Origin of the sequence: Peribacillus sp. FSL R5-0717, from assembly GCF_038002945.1 — a bacterium.
GTDB classification, from domain to species: Bacteria; Bacillota; Bacilli; order Bacillales; family DSM-1321; genus Peribacillus; species Peribacillus frigoritolerans.
In genome coordinates, this window is the sequence record NZ_JBBOOF010000001.1 from 884,593 (window position 1) to 909,330 (window position 24,738).

The following is a 24,738-nucleotide window of genomic DNA, read 5'->3' on the forward strand; positions in this document are numbered from 1 at the left end:
AAGTTAATAAAACCGTCATTTGTTGTTTAAATGATAACTGCATACCCTATGCTTCTTGAGAAAAAAGACACATCTTTCCATACTTTTTCCAAAAAAAGCATAACCATATCTATTATGAGTCATATACAAACAGCTGTCAATTTAAGTATATCTTTGCGTTATTCTTTCAAAAGCTCCTTCAGTTCCTCTTCGGAAAGCGGCTCGAATAGGTTCGGTGATTTATAAGCTTCGACCATTTGGAAGGTCATGAACTGGTTGCTCGAAAATGTCACGATATCTGCGACAAGTTCATGAAGGTGAATGTTTTCCTGCGGGCGCTTCCATTTATTTTTGGTTAAGGTTCCCCATATGTCTTCCTCTGTTACGGCATTCAATCCGACCATTTGGAATTCCTCACGCTTACTCTTCAAAAATGGACGCACCTTTAGGTAATACCTTTGATAGGGATGATTCTTTTTTGCCATCACTTTGCCTCCAGTAAAATGATTCTCAAATGAATGCGCAGTTTCTTAGAAGGGTTTCTTATCATTTGTTAGAACGCAAACAAACACTTTTGTCATGCTTTGTCCAAGTACAAGCATATAGATAATTGTATAGCATAACCGCTTTTTTGAGAAGGCAGGGAGGGAGTTCAATGTCCAAATTTTTAAAAGGGACACTGATTTTATTAATCGCAAGCCTGATTACAAGGGTTCTTGGTTTCATTAACCGTATTGTCATCGCCCGCTTCATCGGCGAAGAAGGCGTTGGTTTATATATGATGGCTTTACCGACACTCTTTCTCGTCGTGAACATAACCCAGTTGGGCCTGCCAATCGCCATTTCGAAATACGTGGCCGAAGCCAATGCCAGGGGTGATGAACGGAAAATCAAGAAAATCCTTGTCGTCTCTTTGGCGTGCACCTTTACTCTATCGATGATTTTCACTCCTGCGATGCTGCTTTTCGCACCGGTTCTATCAGAATACCTATTCACGGACGAACGGACGTTATGGCCGCTCATGGCGATTGCCCCAATCGTACCGATCATTGCCATTTCATCCGTACTGCGCGGTTATTTCCAAGGCAAGCAAAATATGAAGCCCTTCGCTTTCTCACAAGTTATCGAACAGGTGGCCCGTATCACTTTCATAGCCGTCCTGACCAAGGCCTTTTTGCCATATGGAATCGAATATGCGGCAGCCGGGGCAATGCTTGCATCGATAATCGGTGAGCTCGTCTCTCTCATTTACTTATTGACCAGCTTTAAAATAAAGAAACATTTTAAGTTCAGAAAGGGTTTCTTCAAGAATGTCAAATCCGGAAAAGGAACGTTCACCGAATTGATGGGAATTGCCCTTCCTACCACCGGAAGCAGGATGATTGGATCGGTATCGTGGTTTTTCGAACCGATAGTGGTCGCCCAGAGTTTGGCACTTGCCGGAGTCACCGCGGCCGCGGCCACCAGTCAATACGGGGAGTTGACTGGATACGCTCTGCCTTTACTCATGCTTCCTTCCTTCGTTACCTCATCATTGGCGACGGCACTTGTCCCGGCAGTGAGCGAAGCCCGTACGACCGGAAACTTTTTACTCGTTGAACACAGGCTTCAACAAGCCCTGAAAATCACTTTCATCACAGGCTGTTTAGCTATCGTCATTCTGTTCATCTTTGCCGAACCGATATTGCAAGTCATGTATGGATCTTCGCATGCTGCCGTTTTCATTAAATTCCTGGCACCTTTTTTCATCCTTTATTATTTTCAATATCCGCTGCAATCCATGCTGCAAGCACTGGACCTTGCAAAGGCCGCAATGTTCAACAGCCTGGCTGGGAACATCCTTAAAATCGGAGTGATCTGGCTGCTGGCTTCAAAGGAAAGTTTCGGGATCATGGGAGCCGCAATCGGGATAGCTGTCGGTACGATGCTCGTTACTTTCCTGCATTTTTCAACCGTGCTGAAGGTCGTCCCTTTCACGCTTCATTTCCGAAGCTATATGTCTGCTCTGGTCCTTGCTTTAATTTCAGGATGGGGCGGTTATTATCTTTATCAATTCCCGCTCTCCTCACAGCCTATCGGCATACGGCTTTTGCTTTCCGTAACCGTCGTTATCCTGCTGTTCACATTTTTCCTGCTCATGACCGGCAGCATAAAAAAGGCCGATTTGATCAGGATTCCTGTAGTGGGCGGCTTTTTGTCAAAATTAGCTTGGAAATAAAATGAACCGAAGCACTCAAGGCTTCGGTTCATTTCTTCGTTTCATTTTTATCGATGTAAAATTGGCCATCTATGTACCCGCAAATCGAAATCTCTTTAACCTTCGTTTCTCCATGTTCTTTTAACTGATTCAGAAGCCAAAAATGGTTTTTCCCAATTTTATCGAGGTTTTTTTCCTGTATCTCTCCGTCGACAATCAGCGGGAATGGTACCTGACTTTCTGATCCTTCATTGTCGCTTTTTTTAATCACCGAGAGCCTTCCTGAAGTTTCAAGGATGGCAAATTGAACTTCGTTAATATCAATAATTCCTTGTTCACGAAGTTGGGTCAATAAGTCATCAAAATTATATCGTTGTCTGCGCATCGCTTTTTCATCTATTTTCCCCTGATTAATGATGATCTGTGGCTTACCGTCCATAAAATAGCGAAATTCAACACTTTTCAATGAGGCAAATGCCAATGTAATTTGGAGGATCGCGAGGACAAACATTGGGATAGTCTGTCGGATAAACGGTTTTTCCAAATCTTCAAAGGATAGCACAGCAATGTCCCCTATCATGATGGATACCACTAAATCGAGAACGCTCAGTTCCCCAACTTCCCGCTTACCCATCATTCGAAAAAGGAACCAGATGACCAGATAGATTACCGTCGTTCGAAAAATAATCCCTAGATAGATATCCACTTCAACAACACTTCCTTCATCCATAGCATGGCTTGGGAACTGAAAAATTACTCCATAATCTTTTCTAATTTTACGGGAAGCTTCTTAAACCTGGTCTAAAGGTTCGATATCGGGAATATGCTTGTACAAACACATTAACAGGCTATACGTATCAGCCTTTTAAAAAGGAGGAATACCCATCGAAACTAAAAAAATGAGTGTCGCCGTAATTTATGGCGTAGGCTCCATCTTTGCCATAGCGATGATTGCTAGTTTAATCGTTTCCATCCTTCTTCGCTTTACTTCACTGACGGAATCATCCCTGACATACGTGGTCATGATCGTGTCCTTTTTATCGCTGTTCATTGGTGGATTCATATCAGGAGGCAAAGGGAAAAAGCAAGGATTATTCTTGGGCGGAAGCACTGGGCTGCTTTATCTGTTGGTCGTGTTCCTTTTTCAATATTTAGGTCACGATGCCCTTTTCACCATCAAGCAATGGATATACTATGGCTGTTTTGTGATTACGGCCATGATGGGTGGCGTTCTTGGGGTCAACATGAGTTCCGACACACGCTCCGATTAAAAAAAGACAGCAAAAAACCGGGCACATGGCCCGGTTTTCGTTTGTTTTATAGGGATGCTTCTTTATTCGGTGCGCTTTCCGTAATTTCACGGATTGCCGCACGGTCAAAAGTCAGTTTTGTACCGTCTGGTGATTTAATGACGATTTGCTGTTCATCGATTGCATCGATTGTTCCGTGCATGCCGCCGATAGTAGCAACTTTATCACCTTTTTTCAAACTGCTTTGCATGCTTTGCGTAGCCTTTTGGCGTTTTTGCTGCGGACGGATCAATAAGAAATAGAACAATACGAACATTAAAATCAACGGAAGTATTTGTGTTAAAGAACCCATTTAAGTATATTCACTCCTTTCGTTCATTAAAATATTTATGGAATTAGAAGTTTCTCGCATTTGGTTCATTGAAACCATACTGCTCAAAAAACTCTTCCCTAAAGTCTCCAAGACGATCTTCTCGAATAGCTTGTCTGACCTGTTCCATCAAGTTTAACAGAAAATGAAGATTATGGTAAGTCGTAAGGCGAATTCCAAAGGTTTCTTCACATTTAATCAAGTGGCGGATATATGCCCGGCTATAGTTCTTGCAAACATGGCAATCGCAATTTTCATCGATTGGACCGAAATCGCGTGCATACTTCGCATTTTTCACAACCAGCCGCCCATTGCTCGTCATGAGCGTACCATTACGCGCGATTCGCGTCGGCAGTACACAGTCAAACATATCAACACCGCGGAGTGCACCATCGATCAATGAGTCCGGTGAACCGACCCCCATAAGATAGCGCGGTTTGTCAGATGGCAGCAGAGGAGTTGTAAACTCAAGGACGCGGTTCATGATATCCTTCGGTTCCCCTACGGATAGTCCTCCAATAGCATAACCCGGGAAGTCAAGGGAGACAAGGTCTTTTGCACTTTGTTTGCGAAGATTTTCAAACTCCCCGCCTTGAACGATCCCGAACAACCCTTGGTCATTTGGACGCTCATGTGCATTCAAACAGCGTTCCGCCCAGCGCGATGTCCGTTCAACCGACTTCTTCATATACTCTTCAGTCGCCGGAAATGGCGGACATTCATCAAATGCCATCATGATATCGGAGCCAAGCGCATTTTGTATTTCCATCGCTTTTTCCGGAGATAAAAATAATTTATCGCCATTCAGATGGTTCCTGAAATGCACACCCTCTTCTTCAATTTTGCGGAACTCGCTTAAACTGAAGACTTGAAAGCCGCCTGAGTCGGTCAAAATCGCCCGATCCCAGTTCATGAACTTATGCAATCCGCCAGCTTCCTTGATGATTTCATGCCCTGGACGCAGCCATAGGTGGTACGTATTGCTCAGGATGATGCCTGCCCCCATTTGTTTCAAATCTTCCGGGGACATCGTTTTGACAGTAGCCATCGTTCCAACCGGCATAAATGCCGGCGTTTCAAAAGAACCATGCGGCGTATGGACCCGGCCTAGCCGTGCCCCTGTCTGTTTACATGTTTTGATTAACTCATATCGTATTGCAGTCAACGCAATAACTCCCTTCAAGAGCTTCTCACTCTTATATTACTTAATTAACATTGCATCTCCAAAGCTAAAGAACCTGTATTTTTCTTCCACAGCCGTTTCATAGGCATGAAGGACATGCTCCCTGCCTGCAAGTGCAGAAATAAGCATGATTAAAGTCGATTTAGGCAAATGGAAGTTCGTTATCATCGCATCGATCCCTTTGAACTCATAACCAGGATAAATGAAGATGCTCGTCCAGCCATTCTCTTCCTTGAAAACCCCATCATTGCGGGACGCAATCGTTTCCAATGTCCTTGTGGACGTAGTGCCGACCGTAATGATTTTCCCGCCTTTTTCCTTCACGTCATTCAGTAATCTGGCAGTGCCTTCCGTCATTTGATAAAATTCCGAATGCATTTCATGGCTGTCAATATCGTCGACGCTTACCGGACGGAATGTACCAAGCCCGACATGCAGCGTGATGAAGGCGATGTGGACACCCATCCCTTTAAGTTTCTCAAGCAAATCCTCCGTAAAATGCAGGCCAGCAGTAGGTGCCGCTGCAGATCCCCTTTCCCGCGCATAAACGGTTTGATAGCGGTCCTGATCATCAAGTTGTTCCTTGATGTATGGAGGTAACGGCATTTCGCCCAGCTTCTCCAGTATTTCATAAAATATGCCATCATATTTAAATTCAAGGATACGGCCGCCATGCTCGAGTACACCTGTACAGACGGCACTCAGCTTACCATCGCCGAAAACGATCGTCGAGCCTTCCTTAATCCGTTTGGCCGGCTTCACAAGCGTTTCCCAGACATCATCATGCTCTTGCTTAAGCAGCAATACTTCGATCTTTGCACCTGTCCCTTCTTTACTGCCGTATAGTCGGGCCGGAAGCACTTTTGTATCATTCAACACCAGGCAATCTCCCGGTTTGATATATTCCGTGATATGGCTGAATACATCATGCTGGAGCTTACCGGTTTCTTTGTCCAGCACCATCAATCTACTTGCTTCCCTATCCTCCAAAGGAACTTGGGCAATCAGTTCCTCCGGTAAATGAAAATCAAACATATCCAATTTCATCTGTTCCACTTCCTTACGTGTCTATCAAGCTGTAATCATTATTTAAAACGGCCGATCAAATAAAAAATCGCGGACAACACAACACTGACGATGATTGATGTAACGATAGGAAAGTAAAAAGTCGTATTCCCCTTTTTCAGAAAAATATCTCCCGGCAGCCTGCCGAGATGGATATATTTCATCGCAAAACCAATCACGAAAATAATCACACCCAGAATCATGACCATCTTTGGTATATTCATCATTCAGGCATCTCCATGCCGAAATGCTCATATACAAGCTGTGTTGCCACCCGGCCTCTTGGGGTGCGCTGAAGAAAACCGACTTGCAGAAGATATGGTTCATACACATCTTCGATCGTATGTGCCTCTTCGCCAATCGTTGCCGCAATCGTTTCCAGGCCCACGGGCCCGCCACGGAATTTTTCAATGATCCCTTTAAGTAATTTATGGTCAATATGATCGAGTCCTAAACGGTCGACCTGCATTAATTCAAGCGCATAATCGGCAAGCTCCGCCGTTATCGTCCCATCACCGCGTACCTGGGCGAAATCCCTGACCCTCCGTAAAAGCCGATTGGCTATTCTTGGTGTGCCCCTTGACCTTCTTGCAAGCTCTGCCGCTGCTTGATCGTCCATTTCCGTATCCATGATTCTTGCTGTACGGATGATGATATCAGTCAAATGGTTTTCGGTATAATATTCAAGACGGCTCAATACGCCAAAACGGTCCCTGAGCGGTGCAGACAGCGAGCCTGCCCGTGTCGTGGCCCCTACAAGGGTGAACGGCGGCAAGTCGATCCGGATCGAACGGGCTTCCGGTCCCTTACCGACTACAATATCCAGACAGAAGTCCTCCATAGCCGGATATAACACTTCCTCAACGACACGAGGGAGACGGTGAATCTCATCAATGAACAATACATCACCTGGTTCAAGTGCACTCAAAATGGCCGCCAGATCTCCCGGCCGCTCAATGGCGGGACCGGAAGTCGTGCGGATATTCACACCCATTTCGTTGGCGATGATGACGGCAAGCGTCGTCTTGCCAAGACCAGGCGGTCCATATAAAAGTACATGATCGAGCGTTTCTTCACGCATCCTTGCCGCCTCGATGTATACACTCAAATTCGCTTTCACTTTATCCTGTCCGATATATTGTTTTAAGTTTTGCGGCCGCAGGCTTTGTTCAAAGGACAGTTCGTTCAGATCGGCTTCCTGATTGAATATTCTCTCCTCCATTGCGCCACTCCTTATCTTAACATCATTTGCAATGCTTTCTTAATATATTGCTCGGTCGTCATATCTTCAGCCTGCAATTTCTTGGCTACCTTTTGGACTTCCTTTTCAGAATAACCAAGAGCCTTCAATGCAAGAATGGCTTCATCCAATTCCTCCGTATAACCATTTGGACTGATTGCAGCCGTGACGCCTTCGTTAAACAAGCTTGGAAACGCATCAGGTATAATGTTCTCCAGTTTCCCTTTTAAGTCGAGAATCATTTGCCGTGCCGTTTTCTTTCCGACTCCCGGGAATTTCACCAAAAATGATTCATCTTCATTTTCGATCGCCTGTACCACCTGATCAACCTGGCCTGATGCCAATATGGCTAGGGCACCCTTCGGCCCGATTCCGGTTACATTCAATAATTTTGTGAATAACGCCTTTTCTTGACGATTCTGAAATCCGTATAATGCCACCATATCCTCACGAACATAATGATACAGGAAAACTTGGATTTCTTTCTGGTATTGAGCGGAAAAAATAAAAGGATTCGGCGTCATCACTTGATATCCGATCCCCCCATTTTCCACAACTATGTATTCAGGTCCAATATAATCGACCTTGCCTTTTATATAATCATACAAATTAATTCTCTCCCTGATTTTGCTGTACCTCTCATTTTATCATAAAAAGGGGGTGTTGTTCATTAAAAGTTATTTCATAATCGGCAAAGTCTATTCACGGGGAATTCCAGGTGTCACCTCACTGCTTAAAACAAAGTTGATTGAAACAGGCGTGCAAGACTATCGTCCAAGGGAGACCCGGCAGGCGCAAAAAACACAAAGGGTGGACCGCCCGCGGAAAGCGAATTCCCGCAGTTGAAATCAACCGTAATGATAAACACCAAAAAAACTGTAGACAACTCTCCATCATTATCGAGTTAGTCTACAGTCTGAAGGGTGGGATATCATCCCACCCTAGTTTACCGAATATGGCTCATATTCTTTAATGAGCTGTTTATATTGGTCTTTATTCATGATCGGAATCCCTTTTTGCAGTTCCTCCTGCTTGTATGCTTCAAGTTTACCAACGTCTATTTGGTAGAATGTATGAATGATCTTGGCGTGCTCAGGCCTTCCGATAAAAATGGATAATGTACCATCTTCCCTCATCCCAAGGTAACCATTCGCTTTTAACAGCGGAGATATGTCATTCTCAATTTTCTTCATGACAATCTGCTCTTCATTTTGATCGACTACTTGCCATCCTTCATATTTTGCCCAAAAGTCCTCCATCGACCAAATTGTTTCTGTCAATTTCTCTTCACTTAACTCGCCATCCAAATACATACGCTGAAGAATGACCTTCCTTTCAATTGGATCATTTTCCTTTTGAACGGTTTCTTCCGCAAAAACGGTTAAGCAAAATGGCAATATGAAAAGTGCCATGAAAAATTGGATTCTAAGTTGATTAAACAATATACTCACCTCTTAAGGCGTTTACTTTTTATGTAGTTTGACCCAAATAAGGATTATTAACCAGAAAAAAATCAAAAAGAGCTGACTCCAAGTCGGGTCAGCCCACAAATTATTTTAAGTGATTTTCGTGGATGTTAAGGTTATCGAACATGTCATTGGCATCCAAAATGATCATTTCCCTCGTATCTCCATCCCGAAGATTGTTATCAAGTGTCATCGTCCTGAAATAGACACCTTCATCGGTGGTTACATATAGGGTACGGCCATTGGTAAGCGGTCCGATCTCCTTCTTGATTCTTTGTTTAACATCATTTGCTTGGCTATAGTCATCCAGCCGTAAGGCGACCAGCATTTCATCTTGCATGATGATTGTCCTGGCATCGCTAACCGGCTCCACTTTATTGGCGACACCATTTACTCTGTCGGCTAAGGAGCCTTCATAAGAATTATAATAAGATGATTTTGCCTTTAGCGGCTTACTTTCATGTCCATGGTAGTTACGGTCACTCTTACTGTACGCATCATCTTTATTGTATAAACCATGCGCCATATTCTCATAATTGATGTTTCGCACCAATGCATCTTTTTCATGGTACCCTGTATCATTCGTGATATTTTCATTTTCCGCTGTATCATTATTAGCACATCCAACCAAACTGACGGCGGCCAATACCGTACAAAGCGGCTGTGCCCATTTTATTTTCTGCACCAATAACCCTCCCATTGCAATAGAATGAGCTATATTCCGCTCATAATTAGCATGGGTGTCGAATGGGAAATGTACTCTGTAAGATCCGGCCAAAAACCCGTTTTAATTCCTATTAAGGGAAGAAATCCTTTTCGCCAATTTTTCATTCATCTCCATCCGCTCCGAAAAACCTTCCACTGTCATTTTCCAGACCGAATGAAGCTGGGAAGAACTTTTATTAAGACGATTCCATTCACGGAAGATATCGGTAGGGTAAGTTAAAGCATATAAAAAGGCCAGGTCTGACTGATACCTTTGCAATTGCGGCACTTCCCACAGCTCGTTTGCCGCATCTTCCAGATGTGGCGAAATTCGATTTGCGTACTGTAAATAATCAATGCACCTCGGGGCATTTGCCATTAAGTCAAAATCGATTAAAGTCAAAGTGCCGTCCGCTCTCCGTAAGAAATTATGGTGGGCACAATCACCATGAATGATGACTTTCTTTTCCTTATCCCATAAAGACTGATATTTATCAAACCCCTCTAGCGACCATTCCCCCCATCTAATCCATTCCTTGATAATATCTTCGGAAACATATTGGCGAACATAAGAAAAGTTCTTTTTAAATAGTGATAAGCGTTCTTTCCACTTTTTTGATTGATTGAACACAGGCGCGTTTATGGAGAGATTTTCCGACACATCATGGAAGCTTTCCAGTAACTGAATGCCTTCTAAGCGGTCCTTATCATTGGAAAACCTGAATTTTTTCTTGTTCGGCGGAAAATAGTCCATACTGCCATACCACTTCCCTTTAAATTGAAAGGGCATTAAATTCTGATGAATATAATACGTTTGATGAAATCCCTTTTGTTTTAATAAAGAAGTCAGTTCTCTTTGTCGATCCCATTTTTCAAAACTGTCAAACCCTTTAAGGATCATTGAATGACCTTTTTCAAAAGTTATTAAATAGACACTGCTTTGGATATGGTGGACATTCTTTGGCTTACGATTTAAATAAGAGAGGAGACGAGTGTTAAAAACACTGTCTCCTTGATGATTAGTAGTCATCGCTTTCATCTACATATGTCGGTATCCCAAATGTTTCAGGTGCACGCACGCCCCCGAATTGGCCTGGCTGGCCTCCCATTTGTCCAGGTAACATAGCTTCAGGTTGCCCCCCAAGCTGTCCGCGCATCATGTCCGGCTGACCGCCAAATTGTCCCGGCATCATTCCTGGTTGACCTCCGTTTTGGCCGCCCATCATCCACGGCTGGACTCCGTTTTGACCACCCATCATGCCTGGAGGACCTCCGTTTTGACCGCCCATCATCATGCCTGGCTGGCCTCCGTTTTGGCTGCCCATCATCATGCCTGGCTGGCCTCCGTTTTGGCTGCCCATCATCCCTGGAGGACCTCCTATTTGCATCTCCTTTATGCCGGGCTGGCCTCCGTTTTGACCGCCCATCATCATGTCCGGCTGACCTCCGTTTTGACCGCCCATCATCATACCTGGTGGCTGACCTCCGTTTTGGCCGCCCATCATCATGCCTGGGGGCTGACCTCCATTTTGGCCGCCCATCATCATGCCTGGTGCCTGACCTCCATTTTGGCCGCCCATCATCATGCCTGGGGGCTGGACTCCATTTTGGCCGCCCATCATCATGCCTGGTGCCTGACCTCCGTTTTGGCCGCCCATCATCATGCCTGGTGCCTGACCTCCGTTTTGGCCGCCCATCATCATGCCTGGTGCCTGACCTCCGTTTTGACCGCCCATCATCATGCCTGGCTGACCTCCGTTTTGGCCGCCCATCATCATGCCTGGTGGCTGACCTCCGTTTTGGCCGCCCATCATCATGCCTGGCTGGCCTCCGTTTTGGCCGCCCATCATCATGCCTGGCTGGCCTCCGTTTTGGCCGCCCATCATCATGCCTGGTGGCTGACCTCCGTTTTGGCCGCCCATCATCATACCTGGCTGGCCTCCGTTTTGGCCGCCCATCATCATGCCTGGCTGGCCTCCGTTTTGACCGCCCATCATCATGCCTGGCTGGCCTCCGTTTTGGCCGCCCATCATCATGCCTGGCTGGCCTCCGTTTTGGCCGCCCATCATCATGCCTGGCTGGCCTCCGTTTTGGCCGCCCATCATCATGAATCCTTCCGATTCTACTGACTCATCATCAAATTGATATTGCATATCCATTCCCATCTGAGAATCGTTAGGTGACATCCCTGGGTATGGGGCCTGTTGCTGTGATTGAACGGATTGATATTGGTAATAATCCTGTGCATTGGCATCCATCCCTTGGTTCCCTTGATACTGTCCCTTCACCTCCGGGCCATAAGTTCCAAGTAGCCCCTTATTACAGCCGCAATCTTCCTCTTCCTCACCGGCAGTCTGTGAAAACTGAGGGAAGTTTTGATTGTAGGAAGATGATTCGCCTGGTGACTCATAATCTTGTTGCATATATGAACCTGCTTGAGGTTGTTGATTCATCCCTCCATAATAATGGTGCGGAACCGGTGCGGAGGCTTGATATGGATAATATTGCTGGCTTGGTGCATTCATGCTCGCCCCTTGGACAAATCCATGATCCATCATTTCCATGTCATGAGATTCTCCCCAAATATCAGAGCTCTCTTCCATCATTTGATAACCATGCATTTCCGGAGCCGCCTGATACCCTTGAACGCCTTGATATGGGGCTTGCATGCCTTGCATGTGCATATGCGCCCACGGTGGCGGTTGAATGCAATAGCCGCTTCCAGGCAAGATTGGCGTTACTGGAATACAATCATCCACCGGCTCATCCTGAGCTGACTGTACAGCTGGCTTTTTCTTCTTCTTTTTAGTGACTGCAGGCTCTTCTTTTTTCTTTGGTAAAGGCGGTGGTGCAGGAGGCTTTTGCACACTCATATTGGTCATGTTGACCATATAATAATTATTGACATCGATCTCCGGAATTACCGGCATAGGCACCGGCATTTCTTTTGGAACGACTTTTTGCTTTTCTTTAATGATAGGCTTTGGTTGAATGATTTGCTGCTCTTTTTTTGGTTTTTGAATGATTGGTTGCTCTTTAACAGGCTGTTGAAATTTCGGTTGCTCTTTAACGGGCTGTTGAAATTTTGGCTGTTCTTTCACCGGTTGTTGAAATTTCGGCTGTTCTTTTACCGGTTGTTGAAATTTTGGCTGTTCTTTTACGGGCTGTTGAAATTTTGGCTGTTCTTTTACAGCCGGTTTTTGCATGATTTGCTGCTCTTTCATAGGCGCTGGCTGAGCCTGATACGGTTGAATTTGGGATTCTTTCATTCCCGGCTGAATATTCACGTTTGATTTACCCGTTTCTTTTATTACAGCTCCGGATGTCCCTGGAATTTTAATTTTCATTCCGGGCATCATCATGTCCGGGTTGCTCAATTGCGCGTTAACTTTTTTAAGTTCTTCAAAACTGACGCCGTATTTTTTGGCGAGTTTCCAAAGTGTATCGCCTTTTTGGACTATATGAATTTTCACGCTGTTAACCCCTCCTGTGCATATGTCCATATATTCTATGAAGCAGTGGGTGAAATGCTATTATTTTTATCATGAAAACTTATGCGTGAAAAATGACTTTTATGATTGGTTCAATGATTTAGGGACATGGAAGCTACTTTTTTGGAGAAGAAATAAACGATATGACATCTTAAAAAAGGAGATTCCATTGCATTCAGGAGGCAATGGTTTTTTAGTTATGTTCTGGAATGCTTCATTCAAGCTTCTGTCTAAACTTAGGGAAATACGGGTATAAGAAAGTAAATGGCCTAAAGCTTTGTCTTCAGGTACTTATCTTACATTCCTGGGGGGAATAATAATGAAATGGAAAGGTAGACAGGGCAGCTCGAATGTCGAGGACAAAAGAGGGATGACCGGAAAAAGCATGGCAGGAATCGGCGGAGGGGTCGGATTGGTAATTGTCTTGATCGTGACTCTCCTTAGCGGTAATCCAAGTGATTTGCTGGGCAGCTTGAATTCTACTGAACCGAACAATGGCAGCTCTTATGTCGAAACGGATGAAGAGAAGGAGCTTGCGCAGTTCGTATCTGTCGTCCTTGCAGAAACGGAACAGGTCTGGACAAAAGAATTCCGTAAAAATGGACTGGAATATAGGGAACCTACCCTTGTCATGTATTCAGGCAGTGTTGAATCGGCATGCGGGATGGCAGCTTCTTCGGTAGGGCCATTTTATTGTCCTGGTGACATGAAACTGTATATTGATCTCAGCTTTTATCAAGAGTTGAAGCAAGAATTCCAGGCACCCGGGGATTTCGCCATGGCCTATGTCATTGCCCACGAGGTCGGACATCATGTTCAGACACTTTTAGGGACAACGGAAAAGGAAATGCCCGATCGGTCAAAGGTCAGCCAGACTGAATATAATAGGTATTCTGTCCGTCTTGAATTACAGGCCGATTATTTGGCTGGAGTCTGGGCACATCATGTCCAAGGAGAGAATTTGCTTGAAAAAGGCGATCTTGAGGAAGCCTTGAATGCGGCAAGTGGTGTGGGAGATGACCGTATCCAAAAAAAGGCACAAGGGTACGTGGTTCCAGACAGCTTCACGCACGGTACATCCGAACAGAGAAAACGGTGGTTCAATAAAGGATTTAAATCCGGTGATATGAATGAAGGCAATACTTTTAAAGCGAATAACCTTTAAAAGTTCTACTTGTTTCAAAACATAAAAAAAGGGGGAGTTTATCCCCCTTTCAGACTGAAGACAAATTCGAAGAAAAGCGAGTTTGTCTACTTTTTTATGGTGAAAATTATATTCGACTTCAGAAATCCGCTCCCTTTCCGCCGACTGTCTGCCAAGCCTCCTCGACGCAAGTGTCTCGGCTAGCCAGTTATTCGGCAGGAGTGTCGCAATCCTGTGAGTTTCAGCTAAAACAGTAACAATACACGTGGATTACTCGGTCTTGTTTTAAAATCATGGCAATAACCCCATGATAAAATTGCATTCGGGATAAGACCATTCAATCCTCATTAGGTCTACGGACCGAACGGGTGTTTCTCCCCTCTATTTCTTATGATTCAAAGTCTTTTGGACTGACTCAAACGCGCTCCAGCATTCTGTTTAATGCTAGGATGGCATTATCCGCAATGTTCTTCTCCACTTTTATCGGATTGATGATGATACCTTCTTCAATGGATTCAAGCGCCCATAGCAGGTGAGGCAGATCAATCCGGTTCATTGTAAGACATGGACACATATTCGGATTTAATGAGATGATGTTCTTGTCAGGATTATTGGCGATAAGACGCTTGACAAGGTTCATTTCCGTGCCGATTGCCCAAGAACTACCTGGTTCGGCTTTTTCAATCATATTTATGATGTACGATGTCGAACCCGCATAATCTGACAGGGCGACTACCTCACGGCGGCATTCGGGATGAACGATGATATTCATTTCAGGCTGCTCCGCTCTAAGCGTTTCAATATTCGCCGTAGTGAAATTTTCATGGACTGAACAATGTCCTTTCCAAAGAAGTACCTTCAGATCTTCCAGTTCCCCTTCATAGATCAATTCATCCTTATGCGGGTCCCAGACAGCCATTTCATTCAACGGGATTCCAAGGTCAAAGGCGGTATTCCTCCCAAGATGCTGATCGGGAAGAAAAAGGATTCTTTCTTTTTGCGAGAGGGCCCACGAGACCATCCCTTGTGCATTGGAAGACGTCACCGTCGCCCCGCCATTCTTCCCTACAAAAGCTTTGATGGCCGCAGTTGAATTCACATAAGTTAGCGGAAGGATCGTATCGCCAAAAAGATCCTGAAGCTTTGTCCACGCCCGTTCCGTTTGTTCAATATCGGCCATATCCGCCATGGAGCAGCCTGCACGCATATCAGGAAGGATAACCGTCTGCCCTTCTTCCGTCAAAATATCCGCTGTTTCGGCCATGAAATGCACGCCGCAAAACACGATATAATCCGCTTCACGATTTTGCGCGGAAAGCTGGGCCAATTGAAGTGAATCCCCCGTTGAATCCGAAAATTGAATGACTTCCTCCCGTTGATAATGATGACCTGGGATATAAAGACGGTTCCCCAGTCGTTTCTTGATATCATGGACCCGATTCTCCATCTCTTCCTTTGTCATCGTTTTATACTTTTCAGGCAATGTATTTCCTGCTGTTTTAGCCATCTCCAATATGTTCATTTCAATATCCCCTCCTGCTCTTTGACCTTTGCGCTAATATCAAGTGCCCTGACACTGTGCGTCAAGCTGCCCAACGAAATATAATCTACCCCTGTTTCCCGATATGAGGCTAGATTGTCTAAATGGATTCCTCCAGAAGCTTCAGTAATGATGTGGGCGGGAACCAATTTGATCAGTTGCTTGATTTCTTCGGGGCTCCGGTTATCGAACATGATGATATCTGCACCGGCTTCCACTGCTTCAAGCACCTGCTGTGGTGATTCTGTTTCCACTTCCACTTTAGTGGTATGTCCCAGTTTGGATTTTACCGTTTGAACCGCTTTCGTTATGGACCCAGCGAAAGAAATATGGTTGTCCTTTATCATGACTGCATCATACAGACCATATCGGTGATTGAATGCCCCGCCGGAACGGACCGCATATTTTTCAAGCATCCGCAGGCCCGGTGTGGTTTTCCTCGTATCACAAGCTCTCGTCCTCGTCCCCGCTAATATCATGGCAGCTTTATGGGCCTGTGTCGCAATTCCGGACATACGCTGCACCAAATTCAAAACGACCCGTTCCCCTTTTAAAAGGGAGGCCATATCGCCGGTCATTTTCGCAAGCTGCTGTCCTTCTTCGAAAACTTCGCCATCTTGAACAAAAAGGAAAACCTCTATTTGCTCATCCAGCAATGCAAATCCCGTCTTGATGACGTCCCCTCCACTGAAGACGCCGCCTTCTTTTGCGATGAATGTCAAAGTACCTTGTTCACCTTGGTCAAAAATCGTATCGCTCGTTACATCGCATTCCCCTATATCTTCCATTAAAAATTGTTGCAGCATCTGCTTAAGCTTCAATATATTCATATAGTCGTCTCCCTTTCACTCGGTTTTTTACATCCGTGCAAGCAAGGATAACCGAATTTTCAAGCCATTGGGTGTCATCTTCGTTAGGATAGTCACTGCGGAAATGACCGCCCCTGCTTTCGGTTCTGGTCAATGCGGATTCGGCAATCAGCCACGCCACGATGATGGCATTGATTTTCGTTATTTCCTGTATCGGTAATGCCGTCACTTCCATTTGCAGCAATTTTTCGATATTAAATGTCTCAAGATAATCCTTCAGTCGAGTTAAACCCGCTTCATTTCGAACGATTCCCGCTTCGTTCATTAATTTTTCCTGCAATGTCGTGAGTTCAGGTAGAAAGGAAATTTGACTGGAACTTTTGGACTGCTCTTTTTCTTGCGGTATCGACCTTGCCGGCACTTTAGCAAGGAAACGGCCAAGCGTATTTCCAAAAACCAATCCTTCGAGAAGGGAGTTGCTTGCCAATCGGTTTGCACCATGTACACCAGTGCATGCCACTTCACCAACTGCATACAAAGAGGGTACAGAGGTTTGCCCCGATTCATCCACATCAATCCCTCCCATTAGAAAATGGTTTCCAGGTGCAACCGGGATTTTCCCCAATTGAAGGTCCAGCCCGCTTTTTTCACATAATGAGAACACTGTCGGAAAACGATTTTTAAAATCCTTGATCATCGAAATATCCAAAAATACCTTTTCACCGCGCTGCAAATAAGAAAAAATCGTCTGTGCAACAATATGCCTTGGTGCTAGATCCTTCAAGCTATGGACATCCTCCATGATCGGCTTTCCCATTTCCGTCACTAATCTCGCACCATCCCCGCGAACCGCTTCTGAAACCAGCCCTTTCACTTTGCCATTCACAAAAAGCAGGGTCGGATGGAATTGTATGAATTCCATGTCACGCACTTTTGCACCGGCCTTGAATGCAAGTGCGATCCCATCACCTGAAACCGTTTGTGAATTTGAAGTGAAATGGTATAGGGAACCACAGCCTCCTGTTGCCAAAACCGTCCGTTCCGCGTGATAGGCAACAAGTTCCCCTGCCTTATCAAGTGTTTTGACGCCTATGCAAGAATCATCTTTTCCGATGATCAACTCCACTGCAGCAACATTCTCCATCACAGTAACCGATGATTTTTTCAAGCAGCCTATAAGATGTTCCATCATGTACTTTCCGGTAGCATCCCCGTGACTATGGAGGATTCTTCGTTCACTGTGGGCCCCCTCCATGCCAAGCAATAAATTTCCGTCATCATCTTGGTCAAATCGCATACCCGAAGCAATAAGTTCAGCTATAACCGAAGGTGCCTCTTCAACGAGTTTTTCCACTGCCTTCACCTTGTTATATCGCTGACCAGCCGCCAGCGTATCTTTTTTATGAAAGGATACTCGATCACGATCAGATATTGCAGCAGCAATCCCGCCCTGGGCTAAATAAGAATTACCATGACGGATATTTGATTTTGTGATGAGTATCACATGCTTATGTTCACTTGCTTCCAATGCCGTTTTCAAGGCAGCAATCCCACTGCCTATCACGATGATATCCGCTTTTACCATTATTTCATTCCTCCTGTTTATGACAGGTGTCTTGACAACTATATTTACATATTATTAAACTATTATCAAGAGTTTTTTAAGATTAAAGGATGGAAGTGATTTCTTGATTTATTTGGATTACGCCGCTACAACTCCGATTGATGAGGAGGCTCTTGACGTATTCAGCCAAGCATCCCGGAAGTTTTTCGGGAATGCGAGCAGTTTGCATGATATTGGCTCTGAAGCGGCACGTTTATTGGATATGTCACGGCAGCAACTCGCAGAAATGCTGAACATAAAAAAGGAAGGAATCATCTTTACGAGCGGCGGATCAGAAAGCAACATGCTTGCGATAGATACTTTCATCGCTTCGAAACCATCCTGGCAGAACCACTTGATTGTAAGCCGGACTGAACATGCATCTCTTGCCAATTTCGTCGAAAAGCTTGAACAAGATGGCTTCGAGGTTACTTATTTACGGCATTTGAAAGATGGCCGTGTTGATATTGAACATCTGCAGGAATGCATGTCGGAGAGAACATGCTTAGTCATTGTCCAACATGTGAATTCGGAAATCGGGGTCATTCAACCCATTGAGCAAATAAGTGAAATCGTTCGAAAACACCAGGCTTTTTTTCATGTGGATTGCGTCCAATCATTTGCTAAATTACCGCTTGGCATGATAGCCGCCTCATGTGATGGACTATCCGTTTCCAGTCATAAAGTTTATGGTCCAAAAGGGACTGGTGCCGTCATTTTCCCGGCCATCCATAAGTTGAAGGCTTCGGTACCGAATATCACTCATGAATATGGTTTCAGACCAGGAACAGTGGACGTCCCCGGGATAGCTTCCTTCGTGACCGCTGCTAAGAAATTGGGCGATATCATGGAAGAAGAACGAAAACGGATTTCCGCACTTAGGACGCAATTGATTCAACTGCTGACGGAAAGGAAAATCGATTTTCAAATCATCGAAGCAAAATACGAGCAATTGCCTCACATATTGGCGCTGACCTTCGCTGGATTGCAAGGACAGTACATCATGCTGGAATTAAACCAGAAAGGATTCGCCGTTTCGACGGGAAGCGCCTGTCAAATCGGTAAACAGGATCCTTCAAAAACGATGATGGCCATTGGAAAAAGCGAAGATGAAGCCCATCAATTCGTCCGCTTTTCCTTTGGCAAAAACACGACGGCCGACGACATTCACAAGTTGGCGGACTGCATCGAAGGAATAGCTTCCATTCGATAAACCCCTCCAATCTGTGTTAGAATGTTTGTAATTAAAGAGGTGAATGTTTATGGAAAGAAAGAAATTACTTGGGGAAGAAAGACGGACGAAACTCTTACATTTATTGCAAACAAGCACGGAGCCTGTAACGGGCAGCGAGCTTTCGCAAATAACGAATGTAAGCCGGCAGGTTATCGTTGGTGACATAACCCTCCTGAAAGCGCGGAATGAACCTATCATTGCCACAAGCCAAGGCTATCTGTACCTGCAAACGGGGAGCACGCAGAAGCCGGAAAGGATCATTGCTTGCCAGCACGATCCTTCCCGGACCCAAGAAGAACTATATTTACTAGTGGATATCGGCATCACGGTGAAAGATGTCAAAATCGAGCACCCCGTATACGGCGACCTAACCGCTTCCATCATGGTCAGCAGCCGTAAGGAGGTCCAGCAATTTCTTTCAAGGGTGACGGCAACGAATGCATCGTTTTTATCGGAACTAACGAGCGGCATCCATCTCCATACACTGAGCGCATCATCTGAAGAACTGCTCGACGAAGCGGAGTGCGCTTTGAGGGATGCCGGCATTTTAGTCGATTGAATGAACGAAAAATCCTCAAAAGATAGGGCTTTTGAGGATTTTTTTTATGGACTCTCATGCTCACTCATCATTGGAATTGCTTTCATTTGAGCTTCCATTCCCGGAGTTTTCATCTTCGTTACTTCTCAACTGCCCTATAAGGCTAATGACGGAACCGACCGCCTGTACCCATCCCCCCATCACTTGGATTAATTCTCCATCAGATGGCTTCTCTTCCAAATTAGGATATTGATATTTTTGCTGTTCCTGCTCCTTATCTTGTTCTTCTTGTTCTTGATCCTTATCTTGGTCTTTTTCTAGAATACTATTTTTAAGTTCGGCAATTCCACCCATCGCTTGCATCGAATTCCCAATCGCCTGCAACAAATTTCCCGTAGCATTAAAGGCCTGTTCCGGTTCATCCGGATTTTCGTATGCCCCCGCCAAAGCGGTTCCTCCTCCCAACGCTTGAATCAGATTGCCTTTGATGATTAATTCCTGTTTCGTTATTTCATCAAAATCAATGACTAGGCCTAAGATAACAGTCGAATTTCCGATTGCCTGTATTATATTCCCGAATTTATCCAGGGACCAGGTTTCTTCCGCGTCGGCCAATAAGGCATTTCCTGTTGCTTGAAGTTCATTTCCAATCAAATCCAAGTTATTACGAAATTCTTCGTCCAAGACATGGGAGGGTGTACCCGCTATAGCAGAAATGACAGTTCCTATCGCTTGAATCCAAGAACCGAAAGTTTCTTTGAATTGATTATCCATCTCTGCTGACCACCACCCTCTCTCTGTATTTTTTGATAAAAAAGGTGCATCCACTGAATTAGTTTTCAAAATATGTATTGCGAGTTCCACATATGGCCCACCGAGATTTACTTATTGTATTTGCTTTCAGCACAATCGGTGTTTGTTTTCCATCCAGAATCATAGGCACTTTTTATCATGAAAAACTTCGCCATCTTCCGAAAATCCAATAAACCTGCCTATTGCTATATATTTCATCAAATGACAGCCCACCATTTTAGGAACTTGTACACAAGGGAAATACAAATCTTAACGAACACAAAAAATGCCCCGGAAATAATCCCGGGGCACCCTTCTTATTCATTGTACTCAGCTTTTAACATTCATCGTTGCGGTACACCAGTTTGGACTTTAAAGCATGTATAGCTTCCCATGATCGATACCGTACATCCTAAGGCCTCGAGCTCAGAGATCGCTCCTGGGATCAGGACATCGTCAAGGGACATTTCGATGTCGATGATGAAGAAGTAATTGCCTAATCCTGTTTTCATGGGTCTTGATTCAATCTTGGAAAGGTTAAGTTTCCTCCAGGAAAAAGCGGAAAGCACTTGGTGCAGCTGCCCTGAGTGGTCGGCAGGCAGCTGAATCATCAAGGTCGTTTTCTTATCCCCTTCAACGGTCAAATGCCCTTCATAGTCGACTTCACTGTTGGATACGACGATAAACTTGGTGTGATTATGTTCATAATCGTGAATATTTTGTTTGACAATCGTCAAACCGTACTCCTCTGCAGCCATATCATTTGCAATCGCCGCAATATTGATATCGGGATTCTCCATCACCATCTTCGCAGCGGCTGCAGTGGATGTGACATACTCATATGGAATGCCCCTTAGCTCATTATGTAGGAATTTGCGGCATTGAGCGATGGCATGGGAATGCGAATAAACCATGTCAGGTTTGAAACCAGGATATGCATGATCCGGGTGCACCATATAATGCTGTTGGATTGGAATCGTCACTTCGCCTTTCATCGGCAATGTGACTTCATGTACTAAGTAATCCATCGTTATATTTACCGACCCCTCTAAAGCATTCTCGATCGGCACGAGCGCGTGATTCACTTCCCCGTCCCGAACAGCATCAAGGCAGTCCGGAATCGTGTTCATCGGTATTTTTATATCATTAGGAAATAGTCGCGATACAGCTAAATCCGTGAACGTTGCTTTTGGTCCAAGAAATGCAATTTTCGCTGTCATATTATAAACTCCTTTTCACGGAAAATCTATTGTTTATGTTATGCCATTTTCTGATTTTTTACAATAGTTAATCGTTAATTTCCTCTTACAAATGAAAACAGCCTGAAGACAAACCCGATAATAAATGAGTTTGTCTTCAGGCTGTTTTATGTTTTTAAACGCTGACCGTCGATTTTCGCCCCAGGCACTCGCTTTCCGCGGTCGGTCACCTGTTTGAACAGATTTACTATTGCATCTTAATGAAAGCTTCCGGATTTTCGCGGAGCTACTATCGCCCCCACCATAAATCCATTACGGTCTGCACCGCATGAAACGAATAGGCAAACTTTTTTGTTCAGTATCAGTTGGAAAAGGTTTGGGAAACCTCTTGTCTACAAACTGACAGCCTGTACATGTGTCATGTACAGGCTGTTTTCATGCGCCGTTACCAATGATTTCGACTTTTTCGACGAACTCCATTTTACGCAGTTTAGTGAGCAGTTCATTAATATCCATCGTCATCCCACCCGTATTCAGGGATAGGGTGACATTTGCACGTCCCTGTAAAGGAATCGTTTGGTGGATGGTCATGATGTTGCAACCGGATGAGGCGACGAGCCGTAAAAGCTCCGATAGAGTACCAGAACGATCTTCAAGATAGAAGAACAGTGTAATCAGCTTTTCCTTAACAACTGTATGAAACGGAAAAACCGTGTCACGGTATTTGTAAAAAGCACTCCTGCTTAGGTCCACTCGCTGTACCGCTTCCCAAACTGATTCCGCTTTTCCCCGTTCAATCATTTCTTTTGCATCCAGCGTTTTTTTCATCGCTTCGGGAAGGACATCCTCTCGAACGAGGAAAAATTTCTGATCGGACTTATTCAAACTCCGCACGCCTCCTTTTGCCTGCCATCATGGTCTCCAATCAATCAACAAATTCAAATTCATATTCAAGGATACGGACGATATCGCCATTTGTCGCACCTTTTTGGCGAAGGCCTTCGTCGACTCCGAATGAACGAAGCTGTCTGGCGAAACGACGTATGGACTCTTCACGGGTGAAGTCAGTCATTTTGAATAGACGCTCGATCTTGAATCCTGATACGGCAAAGCTGCCATCGGGTTCGCGTTCAATGTTAAATTCATCCGACTGTGATGTATGTTTATATAGAACCCGGTGTATTCCAGTATTCTCTTCTTCATGTTCAAGAGGGAACTCAGGGGTCTCTTCGATTTTATCAGCGATTGCATAAAGAAGCTCACGGATCCCTTCACGCGTCACGGCAGAAATCGGGAAGACAGGATAGTCTTCTTCCAGCTTTTCTTTGAAAGCAGCTAAGTTATCTTCTGAGTCCGGCATATCCATTTTACTTGCTACAATGATTTGCGGACGTTCAGTCAAGCGCAGGTTATACTCTTCCAATTCTTTATTGATTGTTTGGTAGTCTTCATATGGATCCCGGCCTTCAAGACCCGACATATCGATTACATGAACGATTACCCTCGTTCTTTCAATATGGCGCAGGAATTGATGTCCAAGTCCCACTCCTTCTGAAGCGCCTTCGATCAGACCAGGTAAATCGGCCATGACGAAGCTGCGGTGATCTTCCGTTTCCACCATTCCGAGGTTAGGTACGATCGTTGTAAAATGATATTCGGCAATTTTAGGCCTTGCTGCGGATACGACAGAAAGCAAAGTGGATTTCCCTACACTTGGGAAACCAACCAAGCCGACATCAGCCAACAGTTTCAATTCCATGACGATATCGCGTTCTTGGCCGGGTTCGCCATTCTCCGCGATTTCAGGTGCAGGATTGGCAGGCGTGGCAAAACGGGAATTTCCCCGGCCTCCGCGGCCACCTTTGGCGATAACGGCGCGTTGTCCATGCTCAACTAAATCAGCAATGACTTCCTTCGTTTTATCATCGATGACAACGGTGCCAGGTGGAACCTTGATGACCATATCTTTTGCAGCCGCACCATGCATGTTCTTGGACATGCCATGTTCTCCGCGAGGTGCCTTAAAGTGACGTTGGTAACGGAAATCCATTAATGTACGCAAGCCCTCTTCCACTTCAAATACGACATTGGCCCCATTACCGCCATCTCCACCAGCCGGTCCGCCTTTAGGTATGAATTTCTCACGACGATAAGCAACTATCCCGTTACCACCGTCTCCGCCTTTTACATAGACTTTCGTTTGATCGACAAACATGCTATCACTTCCTTGTTTTCTGCAAGTCAATTCTTGCTGTATACTTCTCTAAAAGTTAATATCCATCTTAAAAAATATTTCATCCTCATTACATTCAAGAATTTCAATTGATTGCTCGGCCGTTAATGAACTCTCCAAAAACTCGATCACTGGGGATTGATCAATGAACCTGCCTTGCATATGAAATGTACAGTGCATATCGCTCACTTCTTTTTTACACATAGAAACAGCCAGTATATTTTCAAAAAACGGATCCAGGTTTTTATCCAGAATCTTGAAGAAATCGTTTGTCCAGCGATACATCAGCCCGTCCATCTCTGTTGAGCCTTCAAAAACATCAATGATTTCATATTCGCAATAAAATGATCCATTATTCCAATTCGACGTCAACAGCATCTCGGTGAACTTAGGCAAATTCAAACTGGAAAGTCGTGCTTCATTCTGGGTTTCAACAATGATTTCATCAATGATGCCCTTGACACGATCAATTCTGTTCAACTCCAGATTCCCTTTGATGATTTGAATTTTATTCAGCCAGTCATGCCTGGTTTGACGCAGAGTTTCAATAGTCGTCCAATTTTTATCCATTATTAACACCTTCAATTATGATAAAGAAACTTTTTTCAGCTCTATCATGTTGAATACTTCCATTTGTACAGTATATCAAAAAAACAACAAACAGGAAATGAAGCTCGATTCACATGCCTTCACATGAAAG

26 protein-coding genes are annotated in these 24,738 nt (G+C 44.6%); 6 read left to right on the plus strand and 20 right to left on the minus strand.

Annotated elements, in window-relative coordinates; translation table 11 throughout:
* Positions 1–158: 158 nt before the first annotated feature.
* Entirely contained in the window at positions 159–464 is a 306-nt protein-coding gene (locus NYE65_RS04295) for a post-transcriptional regulator (RefSeq protein ID WP_034308797.1), read from the minus strand.
* 170 nt (positions 465–634) lie between these two features.
* Between NYE65_RS04295 and spoVB the strand changes: the two genes are divergently transcribed.
* Positions 635–2,197, plus strand: coding sequence for a stage V sporulation protein B (spoVB, locus tag NYE65_RS04300; RefSeq protein WP_318291764.1), 1,563 nt, complete (start codon positions 635–637; stop codon positions 2,195–2,197).
* A 28-nt stretch (positions 2,198–2,225) separates the two neighbouring features.
* On the opposite strand, the gene NYE65_RS04305 is transcribed toward spoVB, so the two are convergent.
* Positions 2,226–2,882: a DUF421 domain-containing protein gene (locus tag NYE65_RS04305; RefSeq protein ID WP_340859926.1), complete on the minus strand. Its 657-nt coding sequence runs from the start codon at positions 2,880–2,882 to the stop codon at positions 2,226–2,228.
* Between the two features lie 193 nt (positions 2,883–3,075).
* On the opposite strand from NYE65_RS04305, the gene NYE65_RS04310 reads away from it, so the two are divergent.
* Positions 3,076–3,447: a TIGR04086 family membrane protein gene (locus NYE65_RS04310; RefSeq protein WP_328177297.1), complete on the plus strand. Its 372-nt coding sequence runs from the start codon at positions 3,076–3,078 to the stop codon at positions 3,445–3,447.
* 46 nt (positions 3,448–3,493) lie between these two features.
* Here the strand turns inward: NYE65_RS04310 and yajC are convergent, their stop codons facing one another.
* The 6 genes from yajC to ruvA are packed head-to-tail and all read right to left on the minus strand — an operon-like array spanning position 3,494 to position 7,892.
* Positions 3,494–3,778, minus strand: coding sequence for a preprotein translocase subunit YajC (gene yajC / locus NYE65_RS04315; RefSeq protein WP_098865119.1), 285 nt, complete (start codon positions 3,776–3,778; stop codon positions 3,494–3,496).
* Positions 3,779–3,821: 43 nt separating this feature from the next.
* Positions 3,822–4,961, minus strand: coding sequence for a tRNA guanosine(34) transglycosylase Tgt (gene tgt / locus NYE65_RS04320; protein WP_034308807.1), 1,140 nt, complete (start codon positions 4,959–4,961; stop codon positions 3,822–3,824).
* Positions 4,962–4,997: 36 nt separating this feature from the next.
* On the minus strand, positions 4,998–6,026 hold the full coding sequence (gene queA, locus NYE65_RS04325) for a tRNA preQ1(34) S-adenosylmethionine ribosyltransferase-isomerase QueA (protein ID WP_063575570.1): 1,029 nt from the start codon (positions 6,024–6,026) through the stop codon (positions 4,998–5,000).
* 38 nt (positions 6,027–6,064) lie between these two features.
* Positions 6,065–6,271 carry a DUF2905 domain-containing protein gene (locus NYE65_RS04330; RefSeq protein WP_034308809.1) on the minus strand — a complete coding sequence of 69 codons (207 nt, stop codon included), beginning with the start codon at positions 6,269–6,271 and terminating at the stop codon, positions 6,065–6,067.
* The gene (ruvB, locus tag NYE65_RS04335) at positions 6,268–7,266 is read right to left on the minus strand and encodes a Holliday junction branch migration DNA helicase RuvB (RefSeq protein ID WP_340859927.1); all 999 of its coding nucleotides are present in this window, start codon (positions 7,264–7,266) and stop codon (positions 6,268–6,270) included. The genes NYE65_RS04330 and ruvB overlap by 4 nt, the downstream gene beginning before the upstream one ends.
* A gap of 11 nt (positions 7,267–7,277) precedes the next feature.
* Positions 7,278–7,892 (minus strand): Holliday junction branch migration protein RuvA, encoded by a 615-nt coding sequence (gene ruvA, locus NYE65_RS04340; RefSeq protein ID WP_340859928.1) that lies wholly within the window; start codon positions 7,890–7,892, stop codon positions 7,278–7,280.
* Between the two features lie 55 nt (positions 7,893–7,947).
* On the opposite strand from ruvA, the gene NYE65_RS04345 reads away from it, so the two are divergent.
* Positions 7,948–8,130 (plus strand): hypothetical protein, encoded by a 183-nt coding sequence (locus NYE65_RS04345; RefSeq protein ID WP_340859929.1) that lies wholly within the window; start codon positions 7,948–7,950, stop codon positions 8,128–8,130.
* 95 nt (positions 8,131–8,225) lie between these two features.
* On the opposite strand, the gene NYE65_RS04350 is transcribed toward NYE65_RS04345, so the two are convergent.
* The 4 genes from NYE65_RS04350 to safA all read right to left on the minus strand — a co-directional run bounded on the left by NYE65_RS04350 (position 8,226) and on the right by safA (position 12,928).
* Positions 8,226–8,735 (minus strand): BofC C-terminal domain-containing protein, encoded by a 510-nt coding sequence (locus NYE65_RS04350; protein WP_373689759.1) that lies wholly within the window; start codon positions 8,733–8,735, stop codon positions 8,226–8,228.
* 100 nt (positions 8,736–8,835) lie between these two features.
* Entirely contained in the window at positions 8,836–9,435 is a 600-nt protein-coding gene (locus NYE65_RS04355; protein ID WP_176548617.1) for a YhcN/YlaJ family sporulation lipoprotein, read from the minus strand.
* 102 nt (positions 9,436–9,537) lie between these two features.
* Positions 9,538–10,485 (minus strand): phosphotransferase, encoded by a 948-nt coding sequence (locus NYE65_RS04360; RefSeq protein WP_170956534.1) that lies wholly within the window; start codon positions 10,483–10,485, stop codon positions 9,538–9,540.
* On the minus strand, positions 10,475–12,928 hold the full coding sequence (safA, locus tag NYE65_RS04365) for a SafA/ExsA family spore coat assembly protein (RefSeq protein ID WP_340859930.1): 2,454 nt from the start codon (positions 12,926–12,928) through the stop codon (positions 10,475–10,477). The genes NYE65_RS04360 and safA overlap by 11 nt, the downstream gene beginning before the upstream one ends.
* Positions 12,929–13,265: 337 nt before the next feature.
* Between safA and ypfJ the strand changes: the two genes are divergently transcribed.
* On the plus strand, positions 13,266–14,111 hold the full coding sequence (ypfJ, locus tag NYE65_RS04370; protein ID WP_340859931.1) for a KPN_02809 family neutral zinc metallopeptidase: 846 nt from the start codon (positions 13,266–13,268) through the stop codon (positions 14,109–14,111).
* A gap of 394 nt (positions 14,112–14,505) precedes the next feature.
* Here ypfJ and nadA read toward each other — a convergent pair whose 3' ends face one another.
* From nadA to nadB, 3 genes are read right to left on the minus strand one after another with little or no spacing between them, the layout of a single operon-like run.
* Positions 14,506–15,612, minus strand: coding sequence for a quinolinate synthase NadA (gene nadA / locus NYE65_RS04375; protein ID WP_057276629.1), 1,107 nt, complete (start codon positions 15,610–15,612; stop codon positions 14,506–14,508).
* Positions 15,609–16,460, minus strand: coding sequence for a carboxylating nicotinate-nucleotide diphosphorylase (nadC, locus tag NYE65_RS04380; protein ID WP_340859932.1), 852 nt, complete (start codon positions 16,458–16,460; stop codon positions 15,609–15,611). Before nadC ends, nadA begins: the two co-directional genes overlap by 4 nt.
* Positions 16,441–18,024 (minus strand): L-aspartate oxidase, encoded by a 1,584-nt coding sequence (gene nadB, locus NYE65_RS04385; RefSeq protein WP_340859933.1) that lies wholly within the window; start codon positions 18,022–18,024, stop codon positions 16,441–16,443. Before nadB ends, nadC begins: the two co-directional genes overlap by 20 nt.
* Before the next feature lie 103 nt (positions 18,025–18,127).
* Here nadB and NYE65_RS04390 point away from each other — a divergent pair, with 103 nt between their 5' ends.
* Together NYE65_RS04390 and NYE65_RS04395 are read left to right on the plus strand one after the other, a co-directional pair.
* Positions 18,128–19,255 (plus strand): IscS subfamily cysteine desulfurase, encoded by a 1,128-nt coding sequence (locus NYE65_RS04390; protein ID WP_340859934.1) that lies wholly within the window; start codon positions 18,128–18,130, stop codon positions 19,253–19,255.
* A gap of 49 nt (positions 19,256–19,304) precedes the next feature.
* A complete protein-coding gene (locus NYE65_RS04395) occupies positions 19,305–19,835 on the plus strand; it encodes a transcription repressor NadR (RefSeq protein WP_053535832.1) in 531 nt (176 codons plus the stop codon).
* Between the two features lie 60 nt (positions 19,836–19,895).
* Here NYE65_RS04395 and NYE65_RS04400 read toward each other — a convergent pair whose 3' ends face one another.
* From NYE65_RS04400 to NYE65_RS04420, 5 genes are all read right to left on the minus strand, one after another.
* Complete coding sequence (locus NYE65_RS04400) at positions 19,896–20,588, minus strand: DUF6944 family repetitive protein (RefSeq protein WP_340859935.1); 693 nt, start codon at positions 20,586–20,588, stop codon at positions 19,896–19,898.
* 362 nt (positions 20,589–20,950) lie between these two features.
* Complete coding sequence (gene pheA, locus NYE65_RS04405) at positions 20,951–21,826, minus strand: prephenate dehydratase (RefSeq protein WP_063575561.1); 876 nt, start codon at positions 21,824–21,826, stop codon at positions 20,951–20,953.
* 414 nt (positions 21,827–22,240) lie between these two features.
* Positions 22,241–22,690 carry an ACT domain-containing protein gene (locus NYE65_RS04410; RefSeq protein WP_034308837.1) on the minus strand — a complete coding sequence of 150 codons (450 nt, stop codon included), beginning with the start codon at positions 22,688–22,690 and terminating at the stop codon, positions 22,241–22,243.
* A gap of 40 nt (positions 22,691–22,730) precedes the next feature.
* Entirely contained in the window at positions 22,731–24,020 is a 1,290-nt protein-coding gene (gene obgE / locus NYE65_RS04415) for a GTPase ObgE (RefSeq protein WP_048688961.1), read from the minus strand.
* Positions 24,021–24,068: 48 nt separating this feature from the next.
* Complete coding sequence (locus NYE65_RS04420; protein ID WP_054400099.1) at positions 24,069–24,608, minus strand: Spo0B domain-containing protein; 540 nt, start codon at positions 24,606–24,608, stop codon at positions 24,069–24,071.
* Positions 24,609–24,738: the final 130 nt, after the last annotated feature.

What these genes read in the sequence shown, in the direction of transcription:
- queA (WP_063575570.1), bottom strand. Translation starts at nt 6,026, where the DNA reads ATGAAATTGGATATGTTTGATTTTCATTTACCGGAGGAACTGATTGCC.
- nadA (WP_057276629.1), bottom strand. Translation starts at nt 15,612, where the DNA reads ATGAACATATTGGAGATGGCTAAAACAGCAGGAAATACATTGCCTGAA.
- yajC (WP_098865119.1), bottom strand. Translation starts at nt 3,778, where the DNA reads ATGGGTTCTTTAACACAAATACTTCCGTTGATTTTAATGTTCGTATTG.
- NYE65_RS04295 (WP_034308797.1), bottom strand. Translation starts at nt 464, where the DNA reads ATGGCAAAAAAGAATCATCCCTATCAAAGGTATTACCTAAAGGTGCGT.
- NYE65_RS04420 (WP_054400099.1), bottom strand. Translation starts at nt 24,608, where the DNA reads ATGGATAAAAATTGGACGACTATTGAAACTCTGCGTCAAACCAGGCAT.
- NYE65_RS04360 (WP_170956534.1), bottom strand. Translation starts at nt 10,485, where the DNA reads ATGACTACTAATCATCAAGGAGACAGTGTTTTTAACACTCGTCTCCTC.
- NYE65_RS04400 (WP_340859935.1), bottom strand. Translation starts at nt 20,588, where the DNA reads ATGGATAATCAATTCAAAGAAACTTTCGGTTCTTGGATTCAAGCGATA.
- nadB (WP_340859933.1), bottom strand. Translation starts at nt 18,024, where the DNA reads ATGGTAAAAGCGGATATCATCGTGATAGGCAGTGGGATTGCTGCCTTG.
- pheA (WP_063575561.1), bottom strand. Translation starts at nt 21,826, where the DNA reads ATGACAGCGAAAATTGCATTTCTTGGACCAAAAGCAACGTTCACGGAT.
- spoVB (WP_318291764.1), top strand. Translation starts at nt 635, where the DNA reads ATGTCCAAATTTTTAAAAGGGACACTGATTTTATTAATCGCAAGCCTG.
- NYE65_RS04395 (WP_053535832.1), top strand. Translation starts at nt 19,305, where the DNA reads ATGGAAAGAAAGAAATTACTTGGGGAAGAAAGACGGACGAAACTCTTA.
- ypfJ (WP_340859931.1), top strand. Translation starts at nt 13,266, where the DNA reads ATGAAATGGAAAGGTAGACAGGGCAGCTCGAATGTCGAGGACAAAAGA.
- ruvB (WP_340859927.1), bottom strand. Translation starts at nt 7,266, where the DNA reads ATGGAGGAGAGAATATTCAATCAGGAAGCCGATCTGAACGAACTGTCC.
- obgE (WP_048688961.1), bottom strand. Translation starts at nt 24,020, where the DNA reads ATGTTTGTCGATCAAACGAAAGTCTATGTAAAAGGCGGAGACGGTGGT.
- NYE65_RS04310 (WP_328177297.1), top strand. Translation starts at nt 3,076, where the DNA reads ATGAGTGTCGCCGTAATTTATGGCGTAGGCTCCATCTTTGCCATAGCG.
- NYE65_RS04330 (WP_034308809.1), bottom strand. Translation starts at nt 6,271, where the DNA reads ATGATGAATATACCAAAGATGGTCATGATTCTGGGTGTGATTATTTTC.
- nadC (WP_340859932.1), bottom strand. Translation starts at nt 16,460, where the DNA reads ATGAATATATTGAAGCTTAAGCAGATGCTGCAACAATTTTTAATGGAA.